The 26,335-nt window shown below is 37.9% G+C and carries 25 protein-coding genes, 1 tRNA gene and 1 pseudogene; 18 read left to right on the top strand and 9 right to left on the bottom strand.

What is annotated here, in order from left to right:
- Window positions 1-69: 69 nt before the first annotated feature.
- The gene (locus HMPREF9071_RS01255) at window positions 70-2,331 is read left to right on the top strand and encodes an aconitate hydratase (protein ID WP_009744712.1); all 2,262 of its coding nucleotides are present in this window, start codon (window positions 70-72) and stop codon (window positions 2,329-2,331) included.
- A gap of 68 nt (window positions 2,332-2,399) precedes the next feature.
- Here the strand turns inward: HMPREF9071_RS01255 and HMPREF9071_RS01250 are convergent, their stop codons facing one another.
- A complete protein-coding gene (locus HMPREF9071_RS01250; protein ID WP_009744711.1) occupies window positions 2,400-3,233 on the bottom strand; it encodes a glycoside hydrolase family 16 protein in 834 nt (277 codons plus the stop codon).
- An 887-nt stretch (window positions 3,234-4,120) separates the two neighbouring features.
- On the opposite strand from HMPREF9071_RS01250, the gene leuS reads away from it, so the two are divergent.
- The 9 genes and pseudogenes from leuS to HMPREF9071_RS01205 all read left to right on the top strand — a co-directional run bounded on the left by leuS (window position 4,121) and on the right by HMPREF9071_RS01205 (window position 12,313).
- A complete protein-coding gene (gene leuS / locus HMPREF9071_RS01245; protein WP_009744709.1) occupies window positions 4,121-6,958 on the top strand; it encodes a leucine--tRNA ligase in 2,838 nt (945 codons plus the stop codon).
- 114 nt (window positions 6,959-7,072) lie between these two features.
- Window positions 7,073-7,732 (top strand): hypothetical protein, encoded by a 660-nt coding sequence (locus HMPREF9071_RS01240; protein WP_009744708.1) that lies wholly within the window; start codon window positions 7,073-7,075, stop codon window positions 7,730-7,732.
- Window positions 7,733-7,752: 20 nt separating this feature from the next.
- Window positions 7,753-8,274: an STM3941 family protein gene (locus HMPREF9071_RS01235; protein ID WP_009744707.1), complete on the top strand. Its 522-nt coding sequence runs from the start codon at window positions 7,753-7,755 to the stop codon at window positions 8,272-8,274.
- Window positions 8,275-8,289: 15 nt separating this feature from the next.
- Window positions 8,290-8,990: pseudogene (locus HMPREF9071_RS01230) on the top strand (hypothetical protein).
- Between the two features lie 38 nt (window positions 8,991-9,028).
- Window positions 9,029-9,541 carry an STM3941 family protein gene (locus HMPREF9071_RS01225; protein ID WP_009744704.1) on the top strand — a complete coding sequence of 171 codons (513 nt, stop codon included), beginning with the start codon at window positions 9,029-9,031 and terminating at the stop codon, window positions 9,539-9,541.
- Window positions 9,542-9,557: 16 nt separating this feature from the next.
- Window positions 9,558-10,247, top strand: a complete 690-nt coding sequence (locus HMPREF9071_RS01220) for a hypothetical protein (protein ID WP_040358139.1) — start codon at window positions 9,558-9,560, stop codon at window positions 10,245-10,247.
- Between the two features lie 59 nt (window positions 10,248-10,306).
- The gene (locus tag HMPREF9071_RS01215; RefSeq protein ID WP_009744702.1) at window positions 10,307-10,999 is read left to right on the top strand and encodes a hypothetical protein; all 693 of its coding nucleotides are present in this window, start codon (window positions 10,307-10,309) and stop codon (window positions 10,997-10,999) included.
- Entirely contained in the window at window positions 10,996-11,694 is a 699-nt protein-coding gene (locus HMPREF9071_RS01210) for a hypothetical protein (RefSeq protein ID WP_009744701.1), read from the top strand. Before HMPREF9071_RS01215 ends, HMPREF9071_RS01210 begins: the two co-directional genes overlap by 4 nt.
- Window positions 11,695-11,698: 4 nt before the next feature.
- Window positions 11,699-12,313 carry an endonuclease III domain-containing protein gene (locus HMPREF9071_RS01205; RefSeq protein ID WP_009744700.1) on the top strand — a complete coding sequence of 205 codons (615 nt, stop codon included), beginning with the start codon at window positions 11,699-11,701 and terminating at the stop codon, window positions 12,311-12,313.
- 26 nt (window positions 12,314-12,339) lie between these two features.
- On the opposite strand, the gene HMPREF9071_RS01200 is transcribed toward HMPREF9071_RS01205, so the two are convergent.
- Window positions 12,340-13,653: a DUF389 domain-containing protein gene (locus tag HMPREF9071_RS01200; RefSeq protein WP_009744699.1), complete on the bottom strand. Its 1,314-nt coding sequence runs from the start codon at window positions 13,651-13,653 to the stop codon at window positions 12,340-12,342.
- 248 nt (window positions 13,654-13,901) lie between these two features.
- Between HMPREF9071_RS01200 and HMPREF9071_RS01195 the strand changes: the two genes are divergently transcribed.
- The gene (locus tag HMPREF9071_RS01195; RefSeq protein WP_009744698.1) at window positions 13,902-14,564 is read left to right on the top strand and encodes a class I SAM-dependent methyltransferase; all 663 of its coding nucleotides are present in this window, start codon (window positions 13,902-13,904) and stop codon (window positions 14,562-14,564) included.
- Between the two features lie 42 nt (window positions 14,565-14,606).
- Here the strand turns inward: HMPREF9071_RS01195 and HMPREF9071_RS01190 are convergent, their stop codons facing one another.
- The 3 genes from HMPREF9071_RS01190 to HMPREF9071_RS01180 form a co-directional block, all read right to left on the bottom strand.
- Window positions 14,607-15,383, bottom strand: a complete 777-nt coding sequence (locus HMPREF9071_RS01190; protein ID WP_009744697.1) for a GIN domain-containing protein — start codon at window positions 15,381-15,383, stop codon at window positions 14,607-14,609.
- A 312-nt stretch (window positions 15,384-15,695) separates the two neighbouring features.
- On the bottom strand, window positions 15,696-16,925 hold the full coding sequence (gltS, locus tag HMPREF9071_RS01185; protein WP_009744696.1) for a sodium/glutamate symporter: 1,230 nt from the start codon (window positions 16,923-16,925) through the stop codon (window positions 15,696-15,698).
- Window positions 16,926-16,994: 69 nt separating this feature from the next.
- Window positions 16,995-17,074 (bottom strand) — tRNA-Leu (locus HMPREF9071_RS01180).
- 166 nt (window positions 17,075-17,240) lie between these two features.
- On the opposite strand from HMPREF9071_RS01180, the gene HMPREF9071_RS01175 reads away from it, so the two are divergent.
- Together HMPREF9071_RS01175 and HMPREF9071_RS01170 are read left to right on the top strand one after the other, a co-directional pair.
- Window positions 17,241-18,185 carry a ribose-phosphate pyrophosphokinase gene (locus HMPREF9071_RS01175; RefSeq protein WP_009744695.1) on the top strand — a complete coding sequence of 315 codons (945 nt, stop codon included), beginning with the start codon at window positions 17,241-17,243 and terminating at the stop codon, window positions 18,183-18,185.
- 21 nt (window positions 18,186-18,206) lie between these two features.
- Entirely contained in the window at window positions 18,207-18,809 is a 603-nt protein-coding gene (locus tag HMPREF9071_RS01170; RefSeq protein ID WP_009744694.1) for a 50S ribosomal protein L25/general stress protein Ctc, read from the top strand.
- A gap of 77 nt (window positions 18,810-18,886) precedes the next feature.
- On the opposite strand, the gene asnS is transcribed toward HMPREF9071_RS01170, so the two are convergent.
- On the bottom strand, window positions 18,887-20,311 hold the full coding sequence (gene asnS, locus HMPREF9071_RS01165) for an asparagine--tRNA ligase (RefSeq protein WP_009744693.1): 1,425 nt from the start codon (window positions 20,309-20,311) through the stop codon (window positions 18,887-18,889).
- 641 nt (window positions 20,312-20,952) lie between these two features.
- On the opposite strand from asnS, the gene HMPREF9071_RS01160 reads away from it, so the two are divergent.
- The 5 genes from HMPREF9071_RS01160 (at window position 20,953) to HMPREF9071_RS01140 (ending at window position 24,264) form a co-directional block, all read left to right on the top strand.
- Window positions 20,953-21,507 (top strand): sigma-70 family RNA polymerase sigma factor, encoded by a 555-nt coding sequence (locus HMPREF9071_RS01160; RefSeq protein WP_009744692.1) that lies wholly within the window; start codon window positions 20,953-20,955, stop codon window positions 21,505-21,507.
- Window positions 21,507-21,797: a hypothetical protein gene (locus tag HMPREF9071_RS01155; RefSeq protein ID WP_009744691.1), complete on the top strand. Its 291-nt coding sequence runs from the start codon at window positions 21,507-21,509 to the stop codon at window positions 21,795-21,797. The genes HMPREF9071_RS01160 and HMPREF9071_RS01155 overlap by 1 nt, the downstream gene beginning before the upstream one ends.
- Window positions 21,798-21,928: 131 nt before the next feature.
- Entirely contained in the window at window positions 21,929-22,363 is a 435-nt protein-coding gene (locus HMPREF9071_RS01150) for a DUF417 family protein (RefSeq protein ID WP_009744690.1), read from the top strand.
- Between the two features lie 38 nt (window positions 22,364-22,401).
- A complete protein-coding gene (locus HMPREF9071_RS01145; RefSeq protein ID WP_009744689.1) occupies window positions 22,402-22,944 on the top strand; it encodes a glutathione peroxidase in 543 nt (180 codons plus the stop codon).
- A gap of 42 nt (window positions 22,945-22,986) precedes the next feature.
- Window positions 22,987-24,264: a spondin domain-containing protein gene (locus tag HMPREF9071_RS01140; protein ID WP_009744688.1), complete on the top strand. Its 1,278-nt coding sequence runs from the start codon at window positions 22,987-22,989 to the stop codon at window positions 24,262-24,264.
- Window positions 24,265-24,274: 10 nt separating this feature from the next.
- Here the strand turns inward: HMPREF9071_RS01140 and HMPREF9071_RS12595 are convergent, their stop codons facing one another.
- The 3 genes from HMPREF9071_RS12595 to HMPREF9071_RS01130 form a co-directional block, all read right to left on the bottom strand.
- Entirely contained in the window at window positions 24,275-24,406 is a 132-nt protein-coding gene (locus HMPREF9071_RS12595; protein WP_256378926.1) for a hypothetical protein, read from the bottom strand.
- Window positions 24,407-24,508: 102 nt separating this feature from the next.
- Window positions 24,509-25,462: a hypothetical protein gene (locus HMPREF9071_RS01135; RefSeq protein ID WP_009744686.1), complete on the bottom strand. Its 954-nt coding sequence runs from the start codon at window positions 25,460-25,462 to the stop codon at window positions 24,509-24,511.
- A 52-nt stretch (window positions 25,463-25,514) separates the two neighbouring features.
- Window positions 25,515-26,327 (bottom strand): DUF2262 domain-containing protein, encoded by an 813-nt coding sequence (locus HMPREF9071_RS01130; protein ID WP_009744685.1) that lies wholly within the window; start codon window positions 26,325-26,327, stop codon window positions 25,515-25,517.
- Window positions 26,328-26,335: the final 8 nt, after the last annotated feature.

Here is a 26,335-nt window from a genome sequence, read left to right as displayed (position 1 = left end):
TCTTTAGTGACTAGCCTCTAACCACTAACAACTCAAAATTCATAACTCATAACTTAAAACTAACAACGTATGGCATTTGATATTGAAATGATAAAAAAGGTATACGACCGTATGCCTGAGCGAGTAGATAAGGCGCGTAGCATCGTAGGCCGCCCCCTTACCCTCGCTGAAAAAATCCTTTATGCACACCTTTGGGAAGGAACACCTACCCAGGCCTTTGCACGAGGAAAAGATTATGTGGATTTCGCCCCTGACCGCATCGCTTGTCAGGACGCCACCGCTCAAATGGCACTCTTGCAGTTCATGCACGCTGGCAAATCCAAAGTAGCTGTACCTACAACCGTACACTGCGACCACCTTATCCAAGCCAAAGAAGGTGCCGAAATAGACCTTAAAGTGGCTACCGAACAGTCCAAAGAGGTTTTTGATTTCCTTTCCTCTGTATCTAACAAATATGGGATTGGTTTCTGGAAGCCTGGGGCTGGAATTATCCACCAGATTGTCTTGGAAAACTATGCCTTCCCTGGGGGAATGATGATTGGTACTGACTCCCACACCGTCAATGCTGGCGGATTAGGTATGATTGCCATAGGTGTCGGAGGTGCCGATGCGGTAGATGTGATGGCAGGTATGGCTTGGGAGCTAAAATTCCCTAAGCTCATCGGGGTCAAACTCACCGGTAAGCTCAACGGATGGACTGCCCCCAAGGACGTAATCCTCAAAGTAGCTGATATCCTTACTGTGAAGGGGGGTACAGGTGCTATTGTGGAATACTTTGGCGAAGGTGCTCAATCTCTCTCTTGTACTGGTAAGGGTACAATCTGTAACATGGGGGCTGAGATAGGAGCTACAACCTCTACCTTTGGCTACGATGAGTCCATGCGCCGCTACCTCAAGGCTACTGGCCGTGAGGATGTTGTTGCTGCTGCCGACAAAATAGCTACCTACCTGACCGCTGACCCTGAAGTATATGCCGAACCTGAGAAATATTTTGACCAACTCATTGAGATCAACCTCTCCGAGCTAGAACCTTATATCAATGGGCCTTTCACTCCTGACCGTGGTACGCCTGTAAGCAAGATGAAGGAAGTAGCCCGCGCCAATGATTGGCCTCTCAAAGTGGAATGGGGTCTTATTGGTTCTTGTACCAACTCCTCCTATGAGGATTTGAGCCGCGCTGTATCAGTGATTAAGCAAGCCATTGAGTTGGGCGTTACCCCTAAGGCTTCCTTTGGTATCAACCCAGGCTCCGAACAGATTCGTTACACCATTGAGCGCGATGGTATCATAGATACTTTCAAACAACTCAGCACCAAGGTATTTACCAACGCTTGCGGCCCTTGTATCGGTCAGTGGGACAGAGAAGGAGCAGAAAAACAAGAGAAAAACACCATTGTACACTCCTTCAACCGTAACTTCTCCAAGCGTGCCGACGGAAACCCTAATACCCATGCCTTTGTAACCTCCCCTGAAATGGTAGCTATGCTAGCCATTGCAGGTCGCTTAGACTTCAACCCTCTTACCGATACCCTTATCAACGACAAGGGCGAAGAGGTAAGGTTCAAACCTCCTTACGGAGAAGAACTCCCAACCAAAGGATTTGCCGTAGATGAACCTGGTTATCAGGCACCTGCCAAAGATGGTAGTAATGTAGAAGTCGTGGTATCCCCTACCTCCAACCGCCTACAACTCTTGGAACCTTTCGCCCCTTGGGACGGAAAGAATATCACTGGGGCTAAACTGCTCATCAAAGCACAAGGCAAATGTACTACCGACCATATCTCCATGGCAGGGCCTTGGTTGCGCTTTCGTGGGCACTTGGACAATATCTCCAATAATATGCTCATCGGGGCTGTGAATGCCTTCAATGGCAAGACCAACAGTGTCAAAAATCAGCTCACAGGTGCGTATGACGAAGTGCCTAAGGTACAACGTGCCTACAAGGCTGCTGGGGTTCCTTCTATCGTAGTGGGCGATCAGAACTATGGGGAAGGTTCCTCTCGCGAACATGCAGCTATGGAACCACGCCACTTAGGAGTAAAGGCTGTTTTGGTTAAGTCCTTTGCGCGTATCCATGAAACCAACCTCAAAAAGCAAGGTATGCTTGCCCTAACCTTTGCCAACGAGGCCGATTATGACAAGATCCAAGAAGATGATACTATCAACTTCCTTGACCTCACCGACTTTGCACCCAACAAACCCCTACACTTGGAGTTTGTTCACAAGGACGGCAGCAAGGATGTCATCACCTGCAACCATACCTACAACGCCTCTCAAATAGAGTGGTTTAAGGCTGGTAGCGCATTGAATCTTATTGCTAAGAATAAGTAGCATTAATCTGAGTATATAGACGAAAAGTAAAATAGAAGAGAGGCTACCCTTTTCGGACAGCCTCTTTTTTATTTTTGATAAAAACGCACCCAGTCTACATACATTCTTACTGGCTTAGTAAAAGGTTTTACTTTACCTACCCATTTACCTCCTAATTGCATATCGATGCGCAACATATAGGGACGGGCAAAGGGGAATTGCCCCTCACTTTCCTTCTCGGGTACACGTATATAGCTAAATGTTTGTTTGCCATTTACATAAAAACGTACCTCATCAGTGTCAAGCTCTACGGCATAGACGTTATAATCATCAGGGTTAATAGGAGCTGTAGCAGTGCTTTTTGGGGTTCGCTTGGTAGGATCTTTTTTACCCGCTTGTGTGTAAGTGGAGTGTACGGTATGGTGTACAAAGGGCTCATAATTGAGCCGTTCTACGATGTCTATCTCACCTCCTGTAGGCCAAGGGGCATTGGGTACCATCCAGATAGAAGGCCAGGCTCCTTGAGTAGCTTCGAGTTTGCAACGGATCTCTAATCGTCCTTTTTCAAAATACTTCTTCCCTTTAGTAGAAACACCTCCTGTGATGTATTCCGATTTGTCTTTAGCGGGGTCAGTACTGGGTTTACCTAAGAGGATAAGATTACCGTCTTTAATTTCAAATAAACTTGGGTCTTGGCTCATTGTTTTGCACCAATCAGCATCTGACTTTGGGCAACCCCATATTTTTGACCATATATTGGTAGAGAAAATATCGTCGCGATTAAAATCATCTTCCCAAACTAATTTCCATCCTTCTTTTTGCTTAGAAGGCTCCTCCTTTTGCTTAGAAGGTTCTTCCTTTTCTTGCTGAGAGCATCCTATAGTGATGCTGAGAGCACATAGAATAATAAATAAATTTTTCATGATATGTTATATTATTTTTAAATAAGGCTGTTTAAACTTTTCAAATAAAGTAAAAGTTCCTAAAAATTAGTAATTTTGTGTTTGGAAAAAAGAACACTAAAAATTAGGAACTTTGGGCAAAGATACAGAAGCTGTTTAAACTTTTTTAGAGAAGTAAAAGTTCCCAAAAATTAGTAATTTTGTGTTTGAAAAAAAGAACACTAAAATTCAGGAACTTTGGGCAAAGATACAATAAATAATTGGATTATTCCTTTTTTAAGTGTAGGAAAAAGAGGATTTAAAAGTAATTTTGATTTAGCTTCAATATTTTTATTGATAATCACGAGGTTAAAAACAGGAACACAATGGAGGGAATCATAATGATTTATATGAAATAGAAGAGGTATTAAAGGAGATTTTAGGATTTTTAGAAGAAGCAGATATAGAATGTAAAGGAATGTTTTTCAATGTAGATGCAGGATTTAACAGTAAATCTCTTAGAGAATTTTTAGAAAGAAAAAAATTATAGCTAACGTCAAACCTCATCCTCAAAATGGAGAGCAACCAGATGTTTATTTTGATGAGGAATTATGCAAAAACAGATTTAAAATTGGGCAATCAAATGGTTAGCCTTACGAATATAAAGAATTTATAATTGAGGTATGGATATTTAAACATAACTTGGATTGGAATGCTTCTATTGGAATTTATATCCAAGTTCCTCAAAAAGGTATAAACACGTTTAATATCAAAACACAAAGGTATAAAAGTATTTTAAAGATTCCTCTGCTGATGCATTTCTTGCAACTCACACTTCTCCTTTTTTTACCTAATTTCCAAATTTGCTCATTTGTGAATTATATACTACCTTTGCACTCTAATAATTAAGTGCCCTTGTGGCTCGCACTATGACCTATAATCACAAAGAAATAGAAGCCTTTTGGCAAGAATATTGGGCTAAACACCAAACTTTCAAAGCCCAAAATAACAGCACTAAACCTAAGTACTACGTGCTCGATATGTTCCCTTACCCCTCAGGAGCGGGCTTACACGTAGGACATCCGCTGGGGTATATCGCCAGCGATATTGTAGCGCGCTACAAGCGTCACAAAGGCTTTAATGTATTGCACCCTCAGGGTTATGATAGCTTCGGTCTGCCTGCCGAGCAATACGCTATCCAAACAGGGCAACACCCTGCCCTCACTACGGCACAGAATATCGCCCGTTACCGCGAACAATTAGATAAAATGGGCTTTTCTTTTGATTGGAGTCGCGAAGTAAAGACCTCCGATCCCGATTACTATCGTCATACCCAGTGGATATTCATACAGTTGTTCAACTCGTGGTATAACAACGCAACCGACAAGGCAGAGCCTATCGAAACGCTTATCGCTCTCTTTGAAACAGAAGGCAATAGCAAGGTAAATGCTGCCTGTGACGACGATACCCCAACCTTCACTGCTGCCCAATGGCACGCAATGACAGCTGAAAGCAAACAACGTCATTTACTAAAATACCGACTTACCTACTTGGCAGAAACCGAAGTAAACTGGTGCCCTGCCTTAGGAACTGTACTCGCCAACGATGAAATCGTGAATGGCGTATCTGAACGTGGGGGTCACCCAGTGATTCGCAAAAAGATGACTCAATGGAGTATGCGCATCACCGCATACTCCGAACGCCTCTTGCAAGGTTTAGACACCATCGATTGGAGTGAGAGCATCAAAGAAAGTCAACGCAACTGGATAGGAAAATCAGTAGGAGCCTCTATCGACTTTGTGCTCGCCTCTGGCGAGCACAAAGTCGAGGTCTTCACCACTCGCCCCGACACCCTTTTCGGCGTTACTTACTTTACCCTTGCCCCCGAGTACCCCTTAGTATTGCAAATTACTACTGAGGAACAACGCGCTGAGGTAGAAGCCTACATCGCTGCTACTGCCAAACGTTCAGAGCGCGACCGTATGGCCGATACCAAAACCGTATCAGGAGCTTTCACAGGGGCGTATGCCGTGCACCCACTTACCGGCAAGCAAATCCCTATTTGGATAGGCGATTATGTATTGGCTAGCTATGGTACGGGTGCTGTAATGGCAGTGCCTGCTGGTGACGACCGCGATTATGCCTTTGCCAAACACTTCAAGGGCGCCAAAGGAATGCCTGAAGTGATTAACATCTTCGATAAAGATATTTCGGAAAACGCCTTTACCGACAAAGAGGGAATGACTTACCAAAATTCGGATTTCCTCAATGGTTGCAATAACTTTGACGAAGCGGTTGACAAAGTGTTAGCTGCCTTAGAAGCCAAAGGAGCAGGCAAAGCCAAAGTGAATTACCGCCTTCGCGATGCTGTCTTCTCACGTCAGCGTTATTGGGGCGAACCTTTCCCAGTATACTATGAAAACGGCTTGCCACAGATGATAGGCGAGGAGTACCTCCCTATTCTCCTACCCGAAGTAGAGAAATACCTCCCTACTGAAGAGGGAAACCCACCATTGGGCAACGCGACCACTTGGGCGTGGGATACCATAAACCATAAGGTAGTGAGCAACGATCTTATTGATAACCAAACCGTATTCCCGTTAGAACTCAATACAATGCCAGGTTGGGCGGGCTCTTCTTGGTATTGGTTAGAATATATGATGGAAAAAGGCGCACGTGAAACCTTCCCTACCAAAGCCGTAGTAGATTATTGGCAAAACGTAGACCTATACGTAGGAGGTAGCGAACACGCTACCGGGCATCTCTTGTACTCTCGCTTCTGGAACAAATTCCTCAAAGACCGCGGTTTTGCCCCCACTGAAGAACCATTTAAAAAACTCATCAATCAGGGTATGATATTAGGAATGAGTGCCTTTGCGTATCGCTTAGAGGGCACCAATACCTTTGTTTCTAAAAATCAAGTAAAAGGACAATCAGTACAACCTATTCACGTAGATGTTTCTCTCTTAAAAGATACTTCCGATGAATTAGACATTCAGAAATTCAAGGCGTGGCGTAAAGAATTTGCTAACGCGGAATTTATTTTAGAAGAAGACGGCAAGTATATTACAGGTCGCGAGGTAGAAAAAATGTCTAAATCCAAATACAACGTGGTAAACCCTGATGATATTTGCGAGCAATATGGTGCTGATACTTTGCGTCTCTACGAAATGTTCTTAGGACCTTTGGAACAAGCCAAACCTTGGAACACAGCAGGTATTTCGGGGGTATATAACTTCTTGCGCAAGCTATGGCGTTTGTATTTCAATGATAATGGCTGGCAAGTAACCGATGAAGCCCCTACGCCCGAGATGCTCAAAGCCCTGCATAAAACCATCAAAAAGGTAAATGAAGATATCGAGAATTTCTCATTCAATACCTCGGTGAGTCAGTTTATGATATGCGTGAATGAGTTATCAACACTAAAATGCCACCATAGAGACGTTTTAACACCTCTTGCGGTGCTGGTAGCTCCCTTCGCTCCGCATATCGCCGAAGAGCTCTGGAAAAGGCTCGGAAATAGCGAAAGTGTAACTTATGCACCTTATCCCGTACACGAGGATAAGTATTTGCAAGAGGACAGCAAGGAATATCCTGTATCATTCAACGGGAAAGTACGCTTCAAACGCGCTTATGCTACCAGTATGACTCCTGCCGAGATAGAGCAAGCTATCCTCGCCGATCCTCAAACTGCAGAACAGCTACAAGGCAACACCCCTAAAAAGGTAATTGTAGTGCCTAATAGGATTATCAATATTGTAATGTAATAATACAAAGAGGCTTCTCCTCAGTGGGAGAAGCCTCTTTTTTTGTTGTAGTCCTATTATTGAGGGTTTAAAAAATAAAACTTCGCTCTGAATTAAAATAAAAGTATATATACAATGAATTCCATAATCATTCTCATATTCGTGCTTGTATTTGTTTCGGTATATTTTATTGTACAGTACAAAAGTAATTTCGAAAAACGCTTAGCCTATCATACTCCCCGACTTCTTTCCCCCGAACGACAGGAATATATCAGAGGGGCAGAGCGATATATCAAAAAAGCGAGCGTAGTTATAGGCTTGTTTGTTAGCTTTCCGTTAATGGTTGTATGCGCTTTTCTATTAGCTGATGTTGGTATTCCTATCATTTTTCTTCTTCTAATTTTTCTAATAGCAATAGAGTGTTTGGCTATTTATTTACTATATAGTATTTTAAAAAGAAATATAAAAAACCAGCAAGCACTCTTAGAACAAATGAGTGATAGCGACTTTCGACTATTGCAGAGTGTACAAAAAGAATTATTTCTCTTCAAATACTTTCCTCCTTTTATACTTTGCAAAGGTAAGTTGTACTTATTTACTTCTCTTACTGTCGAGGAGGTTGATCCTACAGAAATAAAAGAAATAAGTTTTGTTTATGCTAAAGGAGGAAGGCTAATTGTACGTATCAAATCAACAAAATCTACTTCAATTGTGATGTATAGGAATATATATCTTCTTTTGGTAGAGATTATCGAGAAATACAATCCTAATGCTCAAATAAAAACTTTAGAATAACCTATTAACTAAACAGAAAAATGAAAGATACTATCATTATCCCTTTTAGTAGAAAGAAAAAGCAAAAAAATCAAATGTATCTTGGTTTTTTTCTGCTTTTGTTGTTAGGAATTATAGTTTCTATCATATCTATTGGTGATATCAATTGGTTCGTTTTAGGAGTAGTTATTGCTATTTTTGCTGTCGGAGTGACTGTTTTCATTAGAAAAAGAATAGAAATTTCTATTCTTAATAAGAAAAATGAAGGACTTGAACTCACTCCAGAATATTTAAAAAACAATACGTCAATTTATCATAATGTAATAGGTGAAATTCCTTGGATTGAAATAGACTCCATACATCGTATGTCTCAACTTACCTATAAAGGGATACTTCGCTTGAAGCTCAAGTCCCCTGAAAAATATGCAGCTAAAATTAACAATAGAGAGGAGACTTCCTCAGTATATTGGGGAATTTTGATAGATAACAACGAACTGGATATTACTTTTGAGGAATTAGAAAGGCTTATCAATGAGTATTTTGCTAAATACGGCAATTCTTAACTCTTACTTAAAATTATGGACACAGTTTACATTATCTGTTTGGCACCCTTAGTGATTTTTATAGATATCTTTCTGTACCTTACGATAGTGCGAAAAAATGCCTTTGAAGAGCGATTAGCTCTTTATCTCCCTCAGCACCAACTGTCGCAAAAGCGAGAGGCTTATTTGAAAGAGGTGCGTAAGTTCCATTTGTGGGTTACTGGCATTATTATCGTGATATTTACAGCGCCTTTATTCATCTATCTTATAGTGATGATACAAGAGATAGGTATAACAGCAGCCTTGTATTCGCTATTTTTCAATCAAATGGAATGAATAACCTTACTATTTACCTTATTGTTTTTTTGGTATATTGGCTTCTTTCTTACGTGTTCAAGCGCAATGAAAAAGCCCTGTGTATGCTAGTGGAGCAAATGAGTGATAGTGATTTTGAACTATTGCTAAAAGTGAAAGACTGTCTGTCATTGGACAACAAGTACAGTCCACCGTTTGTGTTGTGCAGCCATCAGTTGTACCTTTTTCCTTTCTTTACAATTCGCGAGATTGACCCCACTAAAATTACCGATATGAAATGTAATTGGGGTTGGGGTCGTGGCAGGAATAGTGTGTTTGTACAAATCAAATTGTCGAAGAAAATTATTGGAATTATAATGCCAGAGAAGGCATTTCCTTACTTTCAAAAGGTTGTTGAAAAATATACAAAACTAAAAATCTAATCTTATTTCTCAGAATAACATATTAAATAAATAGAAAAATGAAAGATACTATCATCATTCCGTTCAGCAAAAAGAAAATGCTGAAACTCACAGGCATCTATGCTCTTGTAATGCTTGGTATAGCAGGTTTTATTGCTCTTATTTTATCAGCTGATACCCTAAATCTATACTATTTAGCATTCTTTTTAGTTTTATTGATAGTTGCCATTATTCTCTTTTTTATGGGGATAAAAGCACTATTATCGTTAAAGAGAAGCAAAGGAGGTGTAATACTCACTCCTGAGTACCTCAAAAGCAATGTGAATCTTGTAGGTAAATGGGTAGGTGAAATTCCTTGGAGCGAAATAGCTGCTATAGGCAGAATGAAATTCTACGGAATACACATCCATATCAAACTCAAACACCCTGAAAGCTACTTGAGCAAAATCAAAAGTAAAGAGATAAAGAATAGGTTTGAAGGAATTCAAATCGACAATAGTGAATTGGATATTACTTTTGAGGAATTAGAAAGGCTTATCAATGAGTATTTTGCTAAATATGGTAATTCTTAACTCTTATCTAAAAAAAATGGACATAATTTACATTATCTGGTTCGCACCCTTATTTCTTTTTTTATTTGTGCTTTTCTATTTTGTAGTAGTACGCAAAAATGATTTTGAAAAACGCATCGATATTTTTTACCCTTATCGCCAGCTATCACAAAAACGTGAAGTCTATATGCAGAAAGTTAGTAAAAATAATCATATAATGTTCGCTCTGCTTTTACTACCTTTCTTCATTTTAGTCTATGTATTGTTAAAAGATAACTATCAAGAAATAAGCAAAACTGATACCTCATTTTCTAATGAGAACTTGATGACAATACTAGTCACTTTACTGCCCCTTTTCGTGGGGTATTGTATCCTTTTTTATATACAGAAACGCAGTAAAAAAGCCAAACGTATGCTTTTAGAACAAATGAGTGATTCCGATTTCGAACTACTCCTCAAAATAAGAGACAATTTCTCTTTTCCCTACAAATATGCCCCACCTTTTATGTTGTGTAACAATCACTTATATATTTTTCTTTTTCATACGATTAAAGAAATTGTCCCTACCCAAATTACCTCAGTAAAATGGTATAGTACTAAACATGGGTTTTTAGTACGTATTAAAGATCCTAAAGCTAAAGTTACCGTTTTTAGTATATCTAAAAGTGCATTACCTCTCTTTTTACAAATTGTAGAACAATATACAAAACTCAAATTCAATTATTAACTAAGTAAAAAACCAAGAAATTCTCCTATTAAAAAACAAAACCTCATTTTATAGTAACTATGTACATAATTTACATTATCTGTTTGGCACCCTTAGTGATTTTTATAGGTATCTTTCTGTACCTTACGATAGTGCGAAAAAATGCCTTTGAAGAGCGCTTGGCACTTTATCGCCCTCAGCACCAGCTGTCGCAAAAACGGGAGGCTTATTTGAAAGGGGTGCACAAGTTCCGTTTGTGGGTTACTGGCATTATTATCGTAATGTTTACAGCGCCTTTATTTATCTATCTTATAGTGATGATACAGGAAGTAGGTATAATAACTGCGTTACATTCGCTATTTTTTAATCAAATGAAGTGGGTAATCCCTTTTATTTACTTTGTTGCTTTTTTAGTGTATTGGCTTCTTTCTTATGTGTTCAAGCGCAACGAAAAAGCCTTGTGTATGCTGGTAGAGCAAATGAGCGATAGTGATTTTGAGTTGCTCCTCAAAATAAAAGACAGTTTGCCTTTTATCAGTAAGTATAATCCTTCATTTGTGTTGCGTAATGATCAGTTGTACATATTCCTTTTCTTTGCTATTCGAGAAATTGACCCTACCAAAATAACCTCAATCAATTGGAGTAGTGGTAAGAATGGCATTTTTGTACAACTTAAAACCTCTAAAAACATGATTTTCACCCTATCTCGCGGAGAATTTCCTTATTTTAAAGAGATCATTAAAAAATATAATCCCACACTAATAACTCCATGATGAACATATATATTCCCATTTTAATAAGTACTCTTCCCTTCTATGCCGTTATGGGAGTACTCTTTTACTTTGCTGCTGTTCGAAAAAATACCTTTGAAGAACGTGTGGCTCACTACATACCTTATCATGCTTTAGATAACGAACGAAGGCAGTATATAGAGAAAGTAGAGAAATACAAACGGTACATCTGTATAGGGATGGGCATTTTCCTAAGCCTTGTGCTTGTAGCCCCTCTTATTCCTCTTTTTGTGATGACCTTCCAGCAAGAAGTCAACCTTGGTGGGACAGAGGAACTCTCTTTGCTCTTCATCCCCCTTTCTTTTATTCTTTTGGTATATTACCTATTGAGCTATGTAGTAAAGAGAAATGCCCAAGCTCAGCACCTACTTCTTGAAGAGATGAGTGATCATGATTTTGCCTATTTATTGAAAATGCAGAAAAACCTACCTTGGCTAAGAAAATATTTTCCTTTTTTTATACTCTGTAAAGGAAAACTATATTTTCTAACTTTTTTCACCATTCGGGAGGTGGATCCTAAGAAAGTAGAAAAAATACGCTCTTGGTACTCCAAAGGAAATAGAACTGTTCTTATAAGATATCCCAAAAGGTTTATCACTAGTATGACAGAAAGGGTATATCCTCATCTGGAAACCCTCATTAAAAAATACAACCCTATAGCTGATATAAAATCCTAAATCAATGCAAGCAAAAATCATGGTACTAAACAAGCTCCTCGCCCATTATGGCAAGCAAAATTGGTGGAACCATCCTAATCGTCTATCCGACTGGATTTCTATGATTCTCATCCAGCAGACTACGCAACAGAATGCCGAGCGAGCCCTTGCAAATCTTGAAGGTAAGCTCTCAGTAGCCATTTTACATACAATGGAAGAAGAGGAGCTGCAAGTTCTTATCCGTCCTGCGGGTTTTTACAAACAGAAGAGTACCTATATCAAAGCCTTGATGGCTTGGTATGTCTCGCATGGAGCTTCCTTAGAAAAGTTCACAGCTATTCCTACTGAATCACTTCGCACAGAACTCCTTTCTATCAAAGGAATAGGTGAAGAGACTGCCGATGCAATGTTGTTGTATATCTTTGGTAGAAATGTCTTCATTGCTGACCAATATGCCTTGCGCCTCTTTAATCGTTTAGGGCTTACCACAGCTACCACCTACAAGGCTCTACGTGAAGAGTGTATGCCCTTAGTTGCGGATATTTCTTTAGAAACTTGCCAAGAGTGGCATGCTGTGATAGATGAACATGGCAAAGCCTACCGACGAGGCAATACCGATGAGCGTTGGCTTTTACAGTAGGCTTAATGTTTTGGGTGGAGAATGTACTACTCCCTTATAATTTTAATGTTTTTATCTCCAAACTTCTCTGAGAGCCACCTTTGAAGTTTATCCGTATCTATTTCCTTAACTACTTCTTTTCCTTTTATACTTTCCTTTACAGGTTCATAGAGCATCACTGTAGTTGTACCAATGGTATCTTTTTTCGAGAAACTATTGAGTTTCCCAAAATAGAAATTTTTAATATTAGGAAAGAGGATTTTTATTTCTTGGGCAAATTTATTATCCTCCATCTTATACTTTTCTAATTCTTCTGTAAGATATTTAATCTTCACATCCTTATTGGAGAGAGAAGCTTTATTCTTGTTAATTTCTGATAGTATTTCAGCACTGATATCCGATTCCTTTTGACGAATAACAAGATCAGTATTGAGTATATTGAAGTTTTTTAGGTTATTCTGTAAGTTCTTCAGTTCCTCATCTGTGAATTTCTTATCCAGAAAAGCCAATTCAATAGTTTTAGGAGTTGAATTATAATGTATTCTTTTATAAATAATCGTATATCCGTTATTTTCAAATTCAGCAGTAATAAAATGGGTTACGTTCTCATGGAAATTTTTTTCCTGGAAAAGGCTATATGCCAAATACAAACTGGGAGTAATAATCAGTATTACCAATGAGGTAATGACATAACGCAGACGCTTGTTGAGAGCTTCGTTTCCTGTATTCTTTGGTGTATATTTAAGATATTTGATAATCAAGAACGTAGCAATTCCTATAAAAAAGCAATTGATACTATATAAATAAAAAGCCCCTAAAAAATATGTAAAATTAGCTGTTGCCAATCCAAATCCTGCTGTACAGAGTGGGGGCATTAAAGCCGTAGCAATGGCTACTCCTGGAATAGGATTTCCTTTCTCCTGACGGGTAAGCGAGATGGCTCCCACCACCCCACCAAAGAAGGCAATCAGTACATCATAGATAGTAGGTGAGGTGCGTGCTAATAACTCAGATTGTACATCCTTGAACGGACTTATATAGAAGTAGACAAAAGAAACTAATAAGCTTACGAAGGTAGCAATCAACAGGCTGCGACCTGTATTCTTTAGAAGTTCAAAATCATAGGTAGCCAAAGCAAAACCTGCTCCTACAATAGGTCCCATAAGGGGAGAAATAAGCATCGCTCCTATAATCACTGCAGTAGAATTGACATTCAATCCAATAGAGGCAATGAGAATAGCACAAGCCAAAATCCATAAATTAGCACCACGAAAAGAAATATTACTAAGAATATCCTCTATTACCTTTTCTTTTTTCTCCTCTCCTTGATGCAAATTAAGAAGGTTTTTTAGAAAACTCATTATATTAATTAGTGTTTATGGAGACAAAGATAATTAATTATTACTTATTAACTCATGTCGTTGATAAAAATTTAACAAAAATATCTATTACTGAATGTCCCTTCGTTCCCTTCCATAGAGGATACAGATAATAAAGTACCTAAATCACTATAAAAACACAGGAAAAGGAATATATTTTTCTTAATGATTTCATTGGCAAAAGGAGGAACTATATATTTTTTCCTTACCTTTGCATTTTATTTAATGATATGAATCCTCCTATTACTGATTATTTAGCCTTGGGAAGGCAGTTGCGTTGTCCTGAGGGAACTCTTGCTCAGGAGATTGGGGACTACCTTTTTGTTTCCAACCGAAATATGATTGAAAAGACCATAGATACTCTTGCGTTAGCGCAAGATGACCATGTATTGGAAATAGGCTTTGGTAACGGTAAGCATCTGCCCTATCTCTTCTGTAAAGCTAAGGATATACACTATACAGGCGTGGAGCTTTCCGCTGAGATGATAAGGCAAGCTAAAGCCAATAACAATGTCTTCATAAGGCAGAAAAGAGCTGTTTTTTTGAAAGAGAATACCAAAGAGACACTAAGCTTTTTACCTTCCTCTTTTCATGCATATTTTTCGGTAAACACATATTACTTTATCAATGATCTTAAGCGCCATTTCCAACAGGTGTATTCCTATCTTATACAGGGCGGGAAGCTCTGTTTGGGATATATAGATAAGGCTTTTGGAGAGCGTATGCCTTTTACCAAAGAAGGCTTTGCTTTCTACAGTCACAAGGAACTTGAGGATATGCTTCTCTCTGTAGGTTTTACTAACTTCAGAGTACATTCCTTCACAGAAGATATTGCTGGTCGGGGCAATAGGAATATCACCAGACCCTTTTATGTAGCTATGGCTAATAAGTAAAGGGGGCTATCCTTTTCAAACGATCTCTCTTATTACCAAGTTCTATTCCTTGATTACTTTTGCAGGTTTGGTTACTGAAATTTCTTCTTTGGCATTTCCTCTGTAGGAGACGGTCAAGAAGCCTATGATACTTCCCTTAAGAGTACGTTCCACCCACAAGCGCATAGTGCCCATACCATCGGTAAAAAGGTTTGCATTTTCTACCCTCACATTTTGGAAATTTAGGTCACTATCACACTGTTCTATATCCAAATTCTTTATACGCCCATTGAAGGAAACCTCTTGTACACTTCTGGCATATAGCTGACAGTTTTGTGATTGTAAGAACATACGTCCTCCTTTTATAATTCCCATGGTTAACTCAAGTTCATCTACATTCAATTGCAAGTCCAAGTCACCTACCGATTCCATTTTTATATTCATTTTTTGTAAGCGCACTTCCTTTGTGGAAGAGATATCTCCCGCCCACTTGAGGTAGATCTGCTCTATTTCATCACTTACAGGAATGGTTACATAGATCTTTCCTGTAGTTATTAAGGAGACTCCTCCTTCACCTTGAACTTTCATTTTTAAGGTACTGTCCTCTACAAATATTTTGATAATAGGGTGAATAGCATTATCTGCTTCCACTTGTATTTCACCACTTTTCCCATTTTTCAGTATAATATTAAAACTACTATCATCTATTAGGATTTTATCGTATTTGGCTACTTTAAAAGTTTTAATGCTCCTCTTTCCAGAAGGTTCATAGGTATTTATCTGTCCATATAAGGAACTTATAAAGAAATAAGTAATTAGGAACAAGGCTAATTTTTTCATGATACAACCATATTTATTTTTGGCAAATATATGAATTAATTTCTTACTAAAATAGTATGACAAAAAAACGAAGTAATATTTCGTAAATAATTATTGCTTTTGTAGCACCTAACAAATGAATAATTAAAAATCAAATATTTATTAAAAAAGGGTTTTGCAGCTATTGCTGCTTCTTACATAAGACTAATGAAGACTTCATAAATTAAATTAAAAGGTCTAAAAGGAAATGAGTAATATCATTTATATACTTATATTTACTAATTGAATATACACAAAATGTATAAGGCTCTCATTTTAATCAAAAGAGAAAGATTATGTGAGAATACTTATAAAAGTGGTGAGTATAAAGGCATTTATAAAATCTACGAAGAAAGCACCTACCATAGGAACAATCAAGAAAGCTTTATGAGAAGGTCCAAACCGCTCTGTTACAGATTGCATATTAGCTACTGCTGTAGGAGTAGCTCCTAAACCAAAACCACAGTGACCTGCAGCTAAAACGGCTGCATCATAATCCTTCCCCATTAGTCGATAGGTAACAAAATAGGCATATGTACTCATTACAAATGTTTGTACAGCAAGTATTACAAGCATAGGCAACGCCAAATCCAGTAATTGCCATAATTTCAAGTTCAGCAGGGCAATTCCTAAGAACAGACTTAAGGAGGCATTTCCAAATACATCAATGGCTCGGTCGAACATATTAACTTTGAAAGCTGAAGTAAGTACATTCCTTAGGATAACTCCAAAGAAAAGCGCCCATACGAACTGAGGAAGAGTGAATTTTTCAGGGAAAAATGCCTTTATTTCAGGAAGGGTCATCAGTGCAGAAAAAGATAAGCAGGCGGCAAAGAGAGCCATTGTTTCGATAACTGATTTGGAGGTGATTAACCGGCGCTTCTCAGGATGTTCAAATACTTCCACTGTGGTATCTGCAGTATCTTCCTGTCCTGTTTCAGCAAGAGGTTTTTTCCCTATTTTGTTTACCAAGCGACGTGCTACAGGCCCACCAATAAGTCCACCAAGTACCAAACCGAAAGTAGCGGCTGCCATTCCCAAATCCGTAGCTCCTGTAATATTATATTTCTGTTCAAGGACTTTGCCCCAAGCCCCTGCAGTACCATGTCCTCCAGTGAGGGTGATTGAACCAGTCATTAAGCCGACAATAGGCTTTAATCCGAAAGTTGCTGCTAAACTTACTCCTACTATGTTCTGGACTACTATAAAAAGCGCCACCACTGCCAGGAAGATGAATAACCCTACACCTCCTGCTTTAAGCCGAGAAAAATCCGCACTTAAGCCAATGGAAGAGAAGAAGATAAGCATAAAAGTGTCCTGTAAGCCCTCATTAAAAGAAAAAGATAATCCCGTACTCATGTACAGAATATAAATAATAAAGGCAGCTAATAATCCTCCTGCGACAGGTTCTGGAATATTAAAGTTCTGTAGGAATTGGATTTTGCTGACCAAAAACCTTCCCAATAGAAGTACTAAGGTCGCAATGATAAGGGTGTAATAGGAATCAATAATGATTGTATTCATAACAAATAAAGTTATTAGATGGAGTTAATAAAAAATCCTCTTAGTAATTAAGAGGAAACTTAAGCACAGTACCTGAGGAGGGAATCGAACCCTCACTCCGAAGAACACGAGTTTGAGTCGTGCGCGTCTACCAATTCCGCCACTCAGGCAATTGTTATGAATTCGGGTGCAAAAGTACAATTATTTTTTGAAATGACAAAAAAAGAATAAATCTTTTTCAAAAATCATTTTTAATTTATATCTTTGCGCCTTAAAAATAAGAGAGAAAAATCATATACAATAAAAAAATCTAATATACTTATAACTACTTGACTTATGGAAAATTCTATACCTGCTGTTAAGATTTTTGCTTGCACACAATCTACAGAATTGGCAAACAAAATTGCATACGAATACGGTATTGAGTTAGGGAAAATTATCTTCTCACATTTCAGTGATGGTGAATTTCAACCTTCTTTTGAGGAATCCGTTAGGGGATCACGTGTATTTCTGATTGGTTCTACACAGCCCTCTTCAGAAAATCTGATGGAAATGCTGCTAATGATAGATGCTGCTAAGCGCGCTTCTGCTAAGCATATTACGGCTGTAATTCCTTATTTTGGTTGGGCACGTCAGGATAGGAAGGATAAGCCACGAGTACCTATTGCTGCGAAGCTTGTTGCTACCTTACTAGAAACAGCAGGAGCTACACGCATCATTACAATGGACTTACATGCAGATCAAATTCAGGGCTTTTTTGAAATTCCAGTAGATCACCTTTATGCTTCTACTATTTTCTTGCCTTACATTGAATCCTTGAATTTAGATAACTTATGTGTTGCTTCTCCTGATATGGGAGGTTCTAAAAGAGCACATCTGTATGCTAAGTTTCTTAATTCAGAGGTCGTTATTTGCTATAAGCAGCGCAAAAAGGCGAATGTGATAGAAAAGATGGACTTAATAGGGGAAGTGGAAGGTAAAAATATCATCCTTGTGGATGACATGGTGGACACAGCAGGAACCCTTGTGAAAGCCTCTGAGATTATGATAGAAAAAGGAGCCCTAAGTGTAAGAGCTGTCTGTACCCATGCACTACTAAGTGGTAATGCCTTGGAAAAGATAGAAAAATCACCTATAGAGGAACTCATTGTTACCGATTCAGTGCCTCATAGCAATATAAATAGTAAGAAAATACATGTACTAAGTTGTGCTAAACTTTTCGCAGATGTTATGCATTCGGTACATGAACATGCTTCTATTAGCAACAAATTTTTAATCTAAATTTTTAATTAATATATATTTATGCAATCAATTACAATCGTAGGATCTCAAAGAGAAAGCGTGGGCAAAGCAGCAAGCAAAGCCTTACGTAATGCTGGAAAGGTTCCTTGCGTACTATACGGAGGGGATAATACCATTCACTTTTCAGCCGATGCCTTAGCATTCAAGAACTTGGTATATACTCCCAATGTATATACAGCAACGATTGAATTAGGAGGAAAAACATATACAGCAATCCTCCAAGATATTCAGTTTGACCCTGTAACTGATAAGATTATCCATGTGGATTTCTATCAATTACATAAGGATAAAGAAATTACCTTGGCGGTGCCAATTCAGATTGTAGGAACAGCTCCTGGTGTTATTGCAGGGGGTACTCTTCGTGTGGTGAACCGTAAGCTCAAAGTAAAGTCTTTGCCTGATAACTTGCCTGATTTTGTCCCTATAGACATTTCTTGGATGGAAATGGGTAACCGTTTCTATGTAACGAAAATAAAACAGGATAAATACAAAATTATGCACCCTGATAATACAGTAGTATGCCAAGTACGTGTATCACGTGCTGCTCTCAAAGCGGCTCAGGATGCAGCTAAAGCAGATACTACAGCCAAGAAAAAGAAGTAAAATTTTTTCTAAAAGAATTTCTTTTTATAGAGAAAGAGAGGCTTTCCGTTACGGAAAGCCTCTCTTTGTATAAGGTATTAAAATTCTGCATTTTGAGGAGTACGAGGATAAGGAATTACATCACGAATATTGGACATTCCAGTAGTGAAGAGCACTAATCGCTCAAAGCCTAAACCAAAGCCACTATGTACTGCGGTACCAAATTTGCGCAAGTCCAAGTACCACCATAGGTCAGCTTCCTTCATCCCTAAGTCAGCTATTTTTTTCTTGAGTACCTCATAGCGTTCCTCACGCTGAGAACCTCCTACAATTTCGCCTATGCCAGGAAAAAGTATATCCATGGCTCGTACAGTTTTGCCATCGTCATTCAATCGCATATAGAAAGCCTTTATCTTCGCCGGATAGTCATAGAGGATTACAGGACAGCCAAAGTGTTTTTCTACCAAATAACGTTCATGTTCGCTTTGCAGATCCACCCCCCATTCATCTATAAGGTATTGGAACTTTTTCTTTTTGTTATAGTTACAGTTCTTAAGGATTTCTACGGCATCGGTATAGCTTACCCGCTTGAAATCATTATGGATAACAAACTCTAGTTTCTCAATCAAGGACATTTCGCTGCGTTCCTGTTGAGGTTTTGTTTTTTCTTCTTCCAGGAATCGTTGGTTAAGAAACTCAATATCATCACGACGCACCTCTAAGGTATAACGAAGTACCTCTTTGATAAAATCCTCAGCAAGGTTCATATTATCGATAAGGTCATAGAAAGCCATTTCTGGTTCAATCATCCAGAATTCAGCCAAGTGTCGGGAAGTATTGGAGTTCTCTGCTCGGAAGGTAGGACCGAAAGTATATATCTTTCCCAGAGACATAGCGAAAGTTTCTCCCTCAAGCTGTCCGGAAACAGTAAGGTTGGTTTCTCGTCCAAAAAAATCTTTTTTATAGTCTACTTCACCCTCTGTAGTAAGAGGTGGGTTTTTGGCATCTAAAGTAGTTACACGGAACATCTCACCGGCACCTTCTGCATCACTTCCGGTGATAATAGGGGTATTTACATAGAAGAAGCCATGATCCTGTAAGTACCTATGTATAGCATAAGCTAAAGTAGAACGTACACGCATGATAGCCCCGAAGACATTAGTGCGTACACGTAAGTGAGCATTCTCTCGTAAGAATTCTAAAGAATGCCTCTTGGGTTGAATAGGGTACTCATCGGGATTACAATCTCCTAAGATGGTAATTTGAGAGGCTTGCACCTCAATAGTTTGCCCTTTCCCTTGACTTTCTACTACTTTTCCATTCACTTCAATTGCTGCTCCTGTAGTAATTCGCTTTAGGAGCTGCTCATCCGTATGTTCAAAATCCACTACTACTTGGATGTTTTCAATAGTGGAACCGTCATTCAAAGCAATAAAACGATTGCTACGGAAAGTGCGCACCCAACCTTTCAGAGTTATCCCCTCAGAGTGTTTCTTTCCTTGTAATAATTCTTTAATACTCATATAATTAAGATAATAATAACAGGTAATTAAGTAAAGTCACCAAATAATTACAAAACGAATAGAGAGATGATTAGCAACTTACTTCTACCCTAATACTCAAGTGAACTGCAAAGGTAGTGAAAAAAGTAGAATTTTAGCATGAAAAATAAAAGTTTTAGTTTTTTCCTTCTTATTTACATATTCAACTGTAGTGGCTTTTTTATATGCTTTCTTGTAAAAAGGTTTGTAATATTGTCTGTTTCATTACCTATTCTTATCTATATAAGCTACTTTTTCAGTGAATCTTATTTAGGATATCTTCACTAAAGTCTTCTATTCCTGTTTTATCTTTTACTTTGTAAGCCTTTTTATTATTGAACTTCAATTAGTGATGACCGTCTATTTTACATGAACATAGGTGCTTTTCCTCTTGATTAATAGTCAATGAACTAATATACTTTTGAAAATTTATTTTAAGGACAAAAGGCACGGCATATTATCTTTTTTTTACTTCTATAGGCATTTAAGAGAAGAGAGTAAGTAAAATAAAAATGTTAAATATTTGGTAATTAATGTTTAATATCTGATAATTAAAAATACTTTTGTCAGGATTTCAATAAATGAACGACTATATAAACAAGTATTTTTTAAAAATATATTAGATGAAATCAGTAACAGAAGAAGTTGCCCAATGGGTGGATCGCTATACCCAAAAGTTATTAGACCATGCTTACTATTTGCTTTCTGATAGGATAGAAGCACAGGATATGGTGCAGGAGGTATTCCTTACTGCTCTTTCTTGTTTTGATTCTTTTGAAGGCAAGAGTAATCCTCTTACATGGCTAAAAGGGATTTTACACCATAAGGTCGCTGACTATTACAAAAAAAAGTACAAAGCACAGCATGTTAGCTTTGATTATTTCTTTGATGAGGATGGTTCTTGGAGGAATAATCAAAATTTGGAAGAATGGGCGGAGGAAGAACCTGATCTGGTGGCTTTATTGGACGATACTTATTTTCATGATACTCTTGAGGATTGTTTAGAGAAGTTACCTCCTAAGTGGAAAATCTTGGTTAAAATGTGTTATCTCGAAGCGAAAAGATATTCAGAAATATGTCAGGATATCTATATATCACAGACTAATTATTGGAAGACACTCCAAAGAAGTCGTCTGCAGCTAAGAGAATGTTTAGAAATTAATTGGTTTAAAGAATAATGAAAAAAATCCTCCATAAGTTCATTCATTTTATAATCCTTCCATGTAAGGATGCTACTTTTCTTATTGAAAAGCAGTTACATACAAAGCTCTCCTTAAAGGAAAGCCTACAGCTAAGGGCTCATTTACACCTCTGTAAGTTATGCTTAGCCTACAGTAAAAAGGCAGCTATTATTCACCAATGGCTACGGAAAAACCTTGGTAAAGAGATTGCAAGAACCCCTGAGAAACCAGGTGAATTAGAGGACTTCAAAAGAGACTTAAAAGAGAAACTATACAAACATACTTAATGTATTCTACTTTTTGTTAATTTTTTCTTTAAGGGTGCAGGAATAAGCACCCTTATTTTTTAACTTTTTATTTTTGTCAGTTTTTATGGATTTCTTCTACTAAGAGAATGTAAAGTTTAAACAAATATCTTATGAATCACAAAAAAAATATCTTAGTTCTCTATAGAATAGGTTATTATACGATTCTCTATGGAACAGCTCTTATCTTGTTATGGATAGGTGTTTTCAAATTTACCCAAGCGGAAGCAAATGCTATTAAGCCTTTATTAACCCATCACTTCCTGCTCTCATGGTTATATCACCTATTCTCTGTTCAAGGAGTATCTAACTTGATTGGTATTGTTGAAATAATTGTTGGGTTCTCCTTTATTTTAGGAATACGCTCTGTATGTTTCCGTAAGATAGCCTTTATAGGAAGTACTATTATTTTCTGTGTAACACTTAGCTTTTTGTTCACTACACCTAATAAATGGCGCATTATTGAAGGAGTCCCAATTACCGATTTTTTTATTTTAAAGGATATAGCCCTTTTAGCTGCTGGATTTATATCACTTAGAAAACCTTGAATAGTAACACTGTAACATTATTAATTAAATATAACTGTATGAAAAATGTTCTAACATTAGTATTGGTCGCTTTATGCACCTTTGTCCTACAAGGACAAACCTCTGATAACACTATTTATTCTTTCAAAGTCAGAGACCTTTATGGGAAAGTATTTGATTTTGCTTCTTTAAAGGGAAAGAAAGTAATGATTGTCAATACCGCCTCAAAGTGTGGGCTTACTCCACAATACAAATCTTTGGAGGCTCTTTACCAGAAGTACAAGGATAAGGATTTTGTTATTATTGGCTTCCCCTCCAATAGTTTTGAGCAAGAATTAAGCAATGAAGCTCAGGTAGCTCAGTTTTGCCAGGCTAATTATGGAGTTACTTTTCCCATGATGGAGATTATAACCGTAAAGGGAGAAAAAATGCATCCACTCTATCAGTTTCTCACTCAGAAAAAATTAAATATGGTTACTGATTCACAAGTTCAATGGAATTTCCAAAAATATTTGATAGGAAAAAATGGAATGTTAGAGAAGGTAATTCCTCCCAAAACCCTCCCAGACACTCCTGAAATTCTTCAATGGATAGAAAAATAAGTTAACGAATTAAATAAAAACAAACATTAAAATTATCAACGTATGAGATTTAATCTTTTTTCAGCAGCTGTGCTTTTTTCAGCATTATTTGTCTCTTGTAAAAAGGACGAAAACAAACCAATGACTCCTCCAGAAAATAAGGCAGAATCCACCATTACATTTGAGAATGTAGTAAAACCCATGAAATATGTACAAAGTGGTACCTTTCATGGAGAAGGCGTATTCCGAGAAGGAGGTAAGGAAATTAAGAACCTTATTCTCCCTTCGGATGATCCTAAAACTAATTCAGCCTCTTTCTCTTTTTATGCAGGGAAAGGACAGCGACTTATGTTCGCTATGATGTTTGGTGCTTCTAAGGATTGGTTCTTTGCAAGTGTACAACCGGGAATTGAGTTGTATGATGCTCAGGGGAATCCCAGAACAGGTGATATCTCCTCTGATGTAAGCCTTTGGGATAATGGAACTAAGAATGATATGAGTGGAGCACAAGAAGATAAGACAATTACTTCACTCAAAGCAAGAACAATGCCCCAGAACTTAATGAAACTTTTTCTAAGTTATGAGCCTATATCCTCTCGCTTTACCTTGAAAATTACCAATACATCCAAAGATAAGATGAGTACAGATGGAATGTCCTTAACAACTCCTTTTGCCCCTGGTGTCTGGGTAGTATCTAATGTATTAGGCGGAAAGTTGTTGGATGAGAAACCTTTCTTTGAAGCACAAAAGAAGAGTAGTAAGGAACTTACACTCCTTGCTCAAACAGGAGATCCTAATCCTTTGTATCAGAAGGTTAAAAAAGAAACGGGTATTATTACAGGGCTTTCCCCTGCAGTAGTGGTACTCTATACTGGAGATAAGAATCCTCTCTATGAAATGGGTAAAAAGGATGCTGGTTTAGGTTTGAAAGAATTATCACAAAAAGGAGATTTTAGCAAGCTACAGGCCTCCTTAAAAGGAATGAAGGGTGTGAAAGAAGTGTATATAGCGGGAAATGCTCCTATTGCTCCCAATGGGAAGGCAATGACAAAAATTAAGAAAAGTCAAGGAGATAAAATAGCCTATGCTTTTATGTTTGGTTATTCTAATGATTGGTTTTATGCCAACAGTGACCCTATTCTTTCCACCAGCAAAGGGGATCTTACTAACAAAACAGCTCTTTTTGATAGTGGTACAGGAGTGGATCAATTCCCTGGCGCAGGAAACAAACAAGCACTTTTTGGAGGTACACCTGATAAGGAAGAAAAACCGATTACAAAGGTAGGTACTACTTTCCCTGTACCTGCAACAGGACAAGTAGTGAAAGTAACTCTGCAATAACGGATAAGTTTTATATATCAAAAATCATCCAAAATTGGATGGAGAAGAGGTTGTCTGTAAGGGCAGCCTCTTTTTTTGGACTATTTCTACTGATAGTGCTGGCGGAAACATTAAGTTTCTCTACCATAAATTTTTGTTTCATTCTGCTTGTAAAATACGTTCCTATTTCGTACCTTCCTGAGTTAGATGTTTATATTTCAATGCCTATTTTGTGTTTATCTTAAATTTCAGTTACTAATTAATGCTATTTGACCCTACACCCCGTAGCCTCCGCAGCCTTGCAGACGAAATTGTAAAGTGTTTGGCTCAGTTCAGCTTCTTCTGGATGTCTGAATGAAAAATCATCAGGGTGCGCTACATTGTAAGGGGCTGTAATATGTGGAGCGTAGAATAATTTTACCCATTTTATTAATTTCTCTTTTAAGGGACTTTCACTGCTTTGAATTTGGGTTAGTAAACATTCATAAAATTCATCGGTTACCTTAAAAACACAATTCCTTTCAGAAGGTTTCACTTTATCTAAATAGCAATAAGCCCAGAAATTACACTGTATCATTTCTGCTTGAGAGAAATCTATATTTTCCATTCGGTTATCTACTTTTTCAGGTAAAATAGGTTCTTTTTGCGAAGTAAAGTCTCTTACTCCCCAGAAAGAAGTATCATAAAGTACACCTTCAAAGGTACAATTTTTTAAGGATGAATACCAAAATTTAGCTTTGTAAATATCACCAATGAACAAGCAATCTTCTATCAGCTTACAGTTAAAATCTAAGCGTACATTCTTTTTGATATCAGAAAAGAGGCAGTCTTTAATGACTGTTTGGAGGAAGCCAACGCCTTTGTATTTGCAATTGATAAAACAACACGATAGGAATGTAGCCCCTCGTCCACAAAGGGGAGTATATTCACTCTGCTGAAAAGAGCTTTCATCAAAAATTACGCGGTTTATCACAGGAGTAAAAGTTTCGGTTTCTGCAATTTGAAAGTTTTGCCATAGCGAACCTGAGAAATCAGAATTACTAAGAGAAACATTGATACACTTACCTTTACCAATGAGTTTGATACCGCGAAAATCTTGTAAGTCATCGTCTATTGTAGTACCAAAAGGGGATACACTGAGGTTTTGTGTAGCAGTGAGCACGTCTTGCAAAGTGGAATAAACATCCCAACGTTTTTTAAATTTAAGAGGAATAGGCATAAGTGATAATGTGTTAATGGGTAAGTTTATCTATAAGTCAATTTGCTATTATCTACCCCTCAATAGTAGCCTCTTCGAGTTCTCCGTTGAGGTCCCCGTATACGACAATGGCGTGCCCCCAGAACATATCGTCATCATCAAAATAGATACAGAAGCGCTTGTCCTCAAAAAGAAGGATACTTGTGATACTCATACGCTGAGCAAAATGCTCAGGGGTAATCTCAGGGGCAGTAACATCTGCTTCTTTTTGCCATTTGTTGACTAAAGCAGTAAGCTTTTCAGTGGCAAAGACTTTGAGGGTTGCTACCCATCTGTCGAATTTGCCCTTAGTAGCATTTTTGAAAGATTTTAAGATATCTTGTAGCTCACTTAGATCGGTAGTTTCTACGGTGAACTGCATTTCTTCATCGGTGTAGAGGATTTCCCCCTCAAACCAATCGTATTCTCTGTCGAGTGCTAAACTAAAATCTTCATCTTCATAAGTAACTTCGGTGTTGTACTCCTCAATAATAGAGTCAAAACGAGGTTCGGTTACATTCTCTTCCAAAACTGCTACCAACATAAAGCAGCGTTGCTCAGGGTGTGAGTGTTCTGGTTTCTTAGGACGTACTCTGATGCGGAAAGCTTTCAGTGGGGCAAAGTAATACTGCCAATTACTTTCATCAGATACCAACCACTCTAAACGGATATTTCCTTCGTAAAACTCGCCAGTAGCTACCTCAATATACGCTAAAGGGTCGTTAGAAGGCACCCAAGCTCCATTATAATATGTTGCTCCATTGGTAGAACTTTCAATGAGCACGATAAGTTCCTTTTCTTCGGGAAGAAACTCATCAGAGAATTTTTGTACAGTTTGTGGGTTCATATATGTAA

The sequence above is a fragment of the Capnocytophaga sp. oral taxon 338 str. F0234 genome, from assembly GCF_000192225.1.
GTDB lineage: Bacteria > Bacteroidota > Bacteroidia > Flavobacteriales > Flavobacteriaceae > Capnocytophaga.
This window is presented reverse-complemented; position numbering and strand designations above follow the sequence as displayed.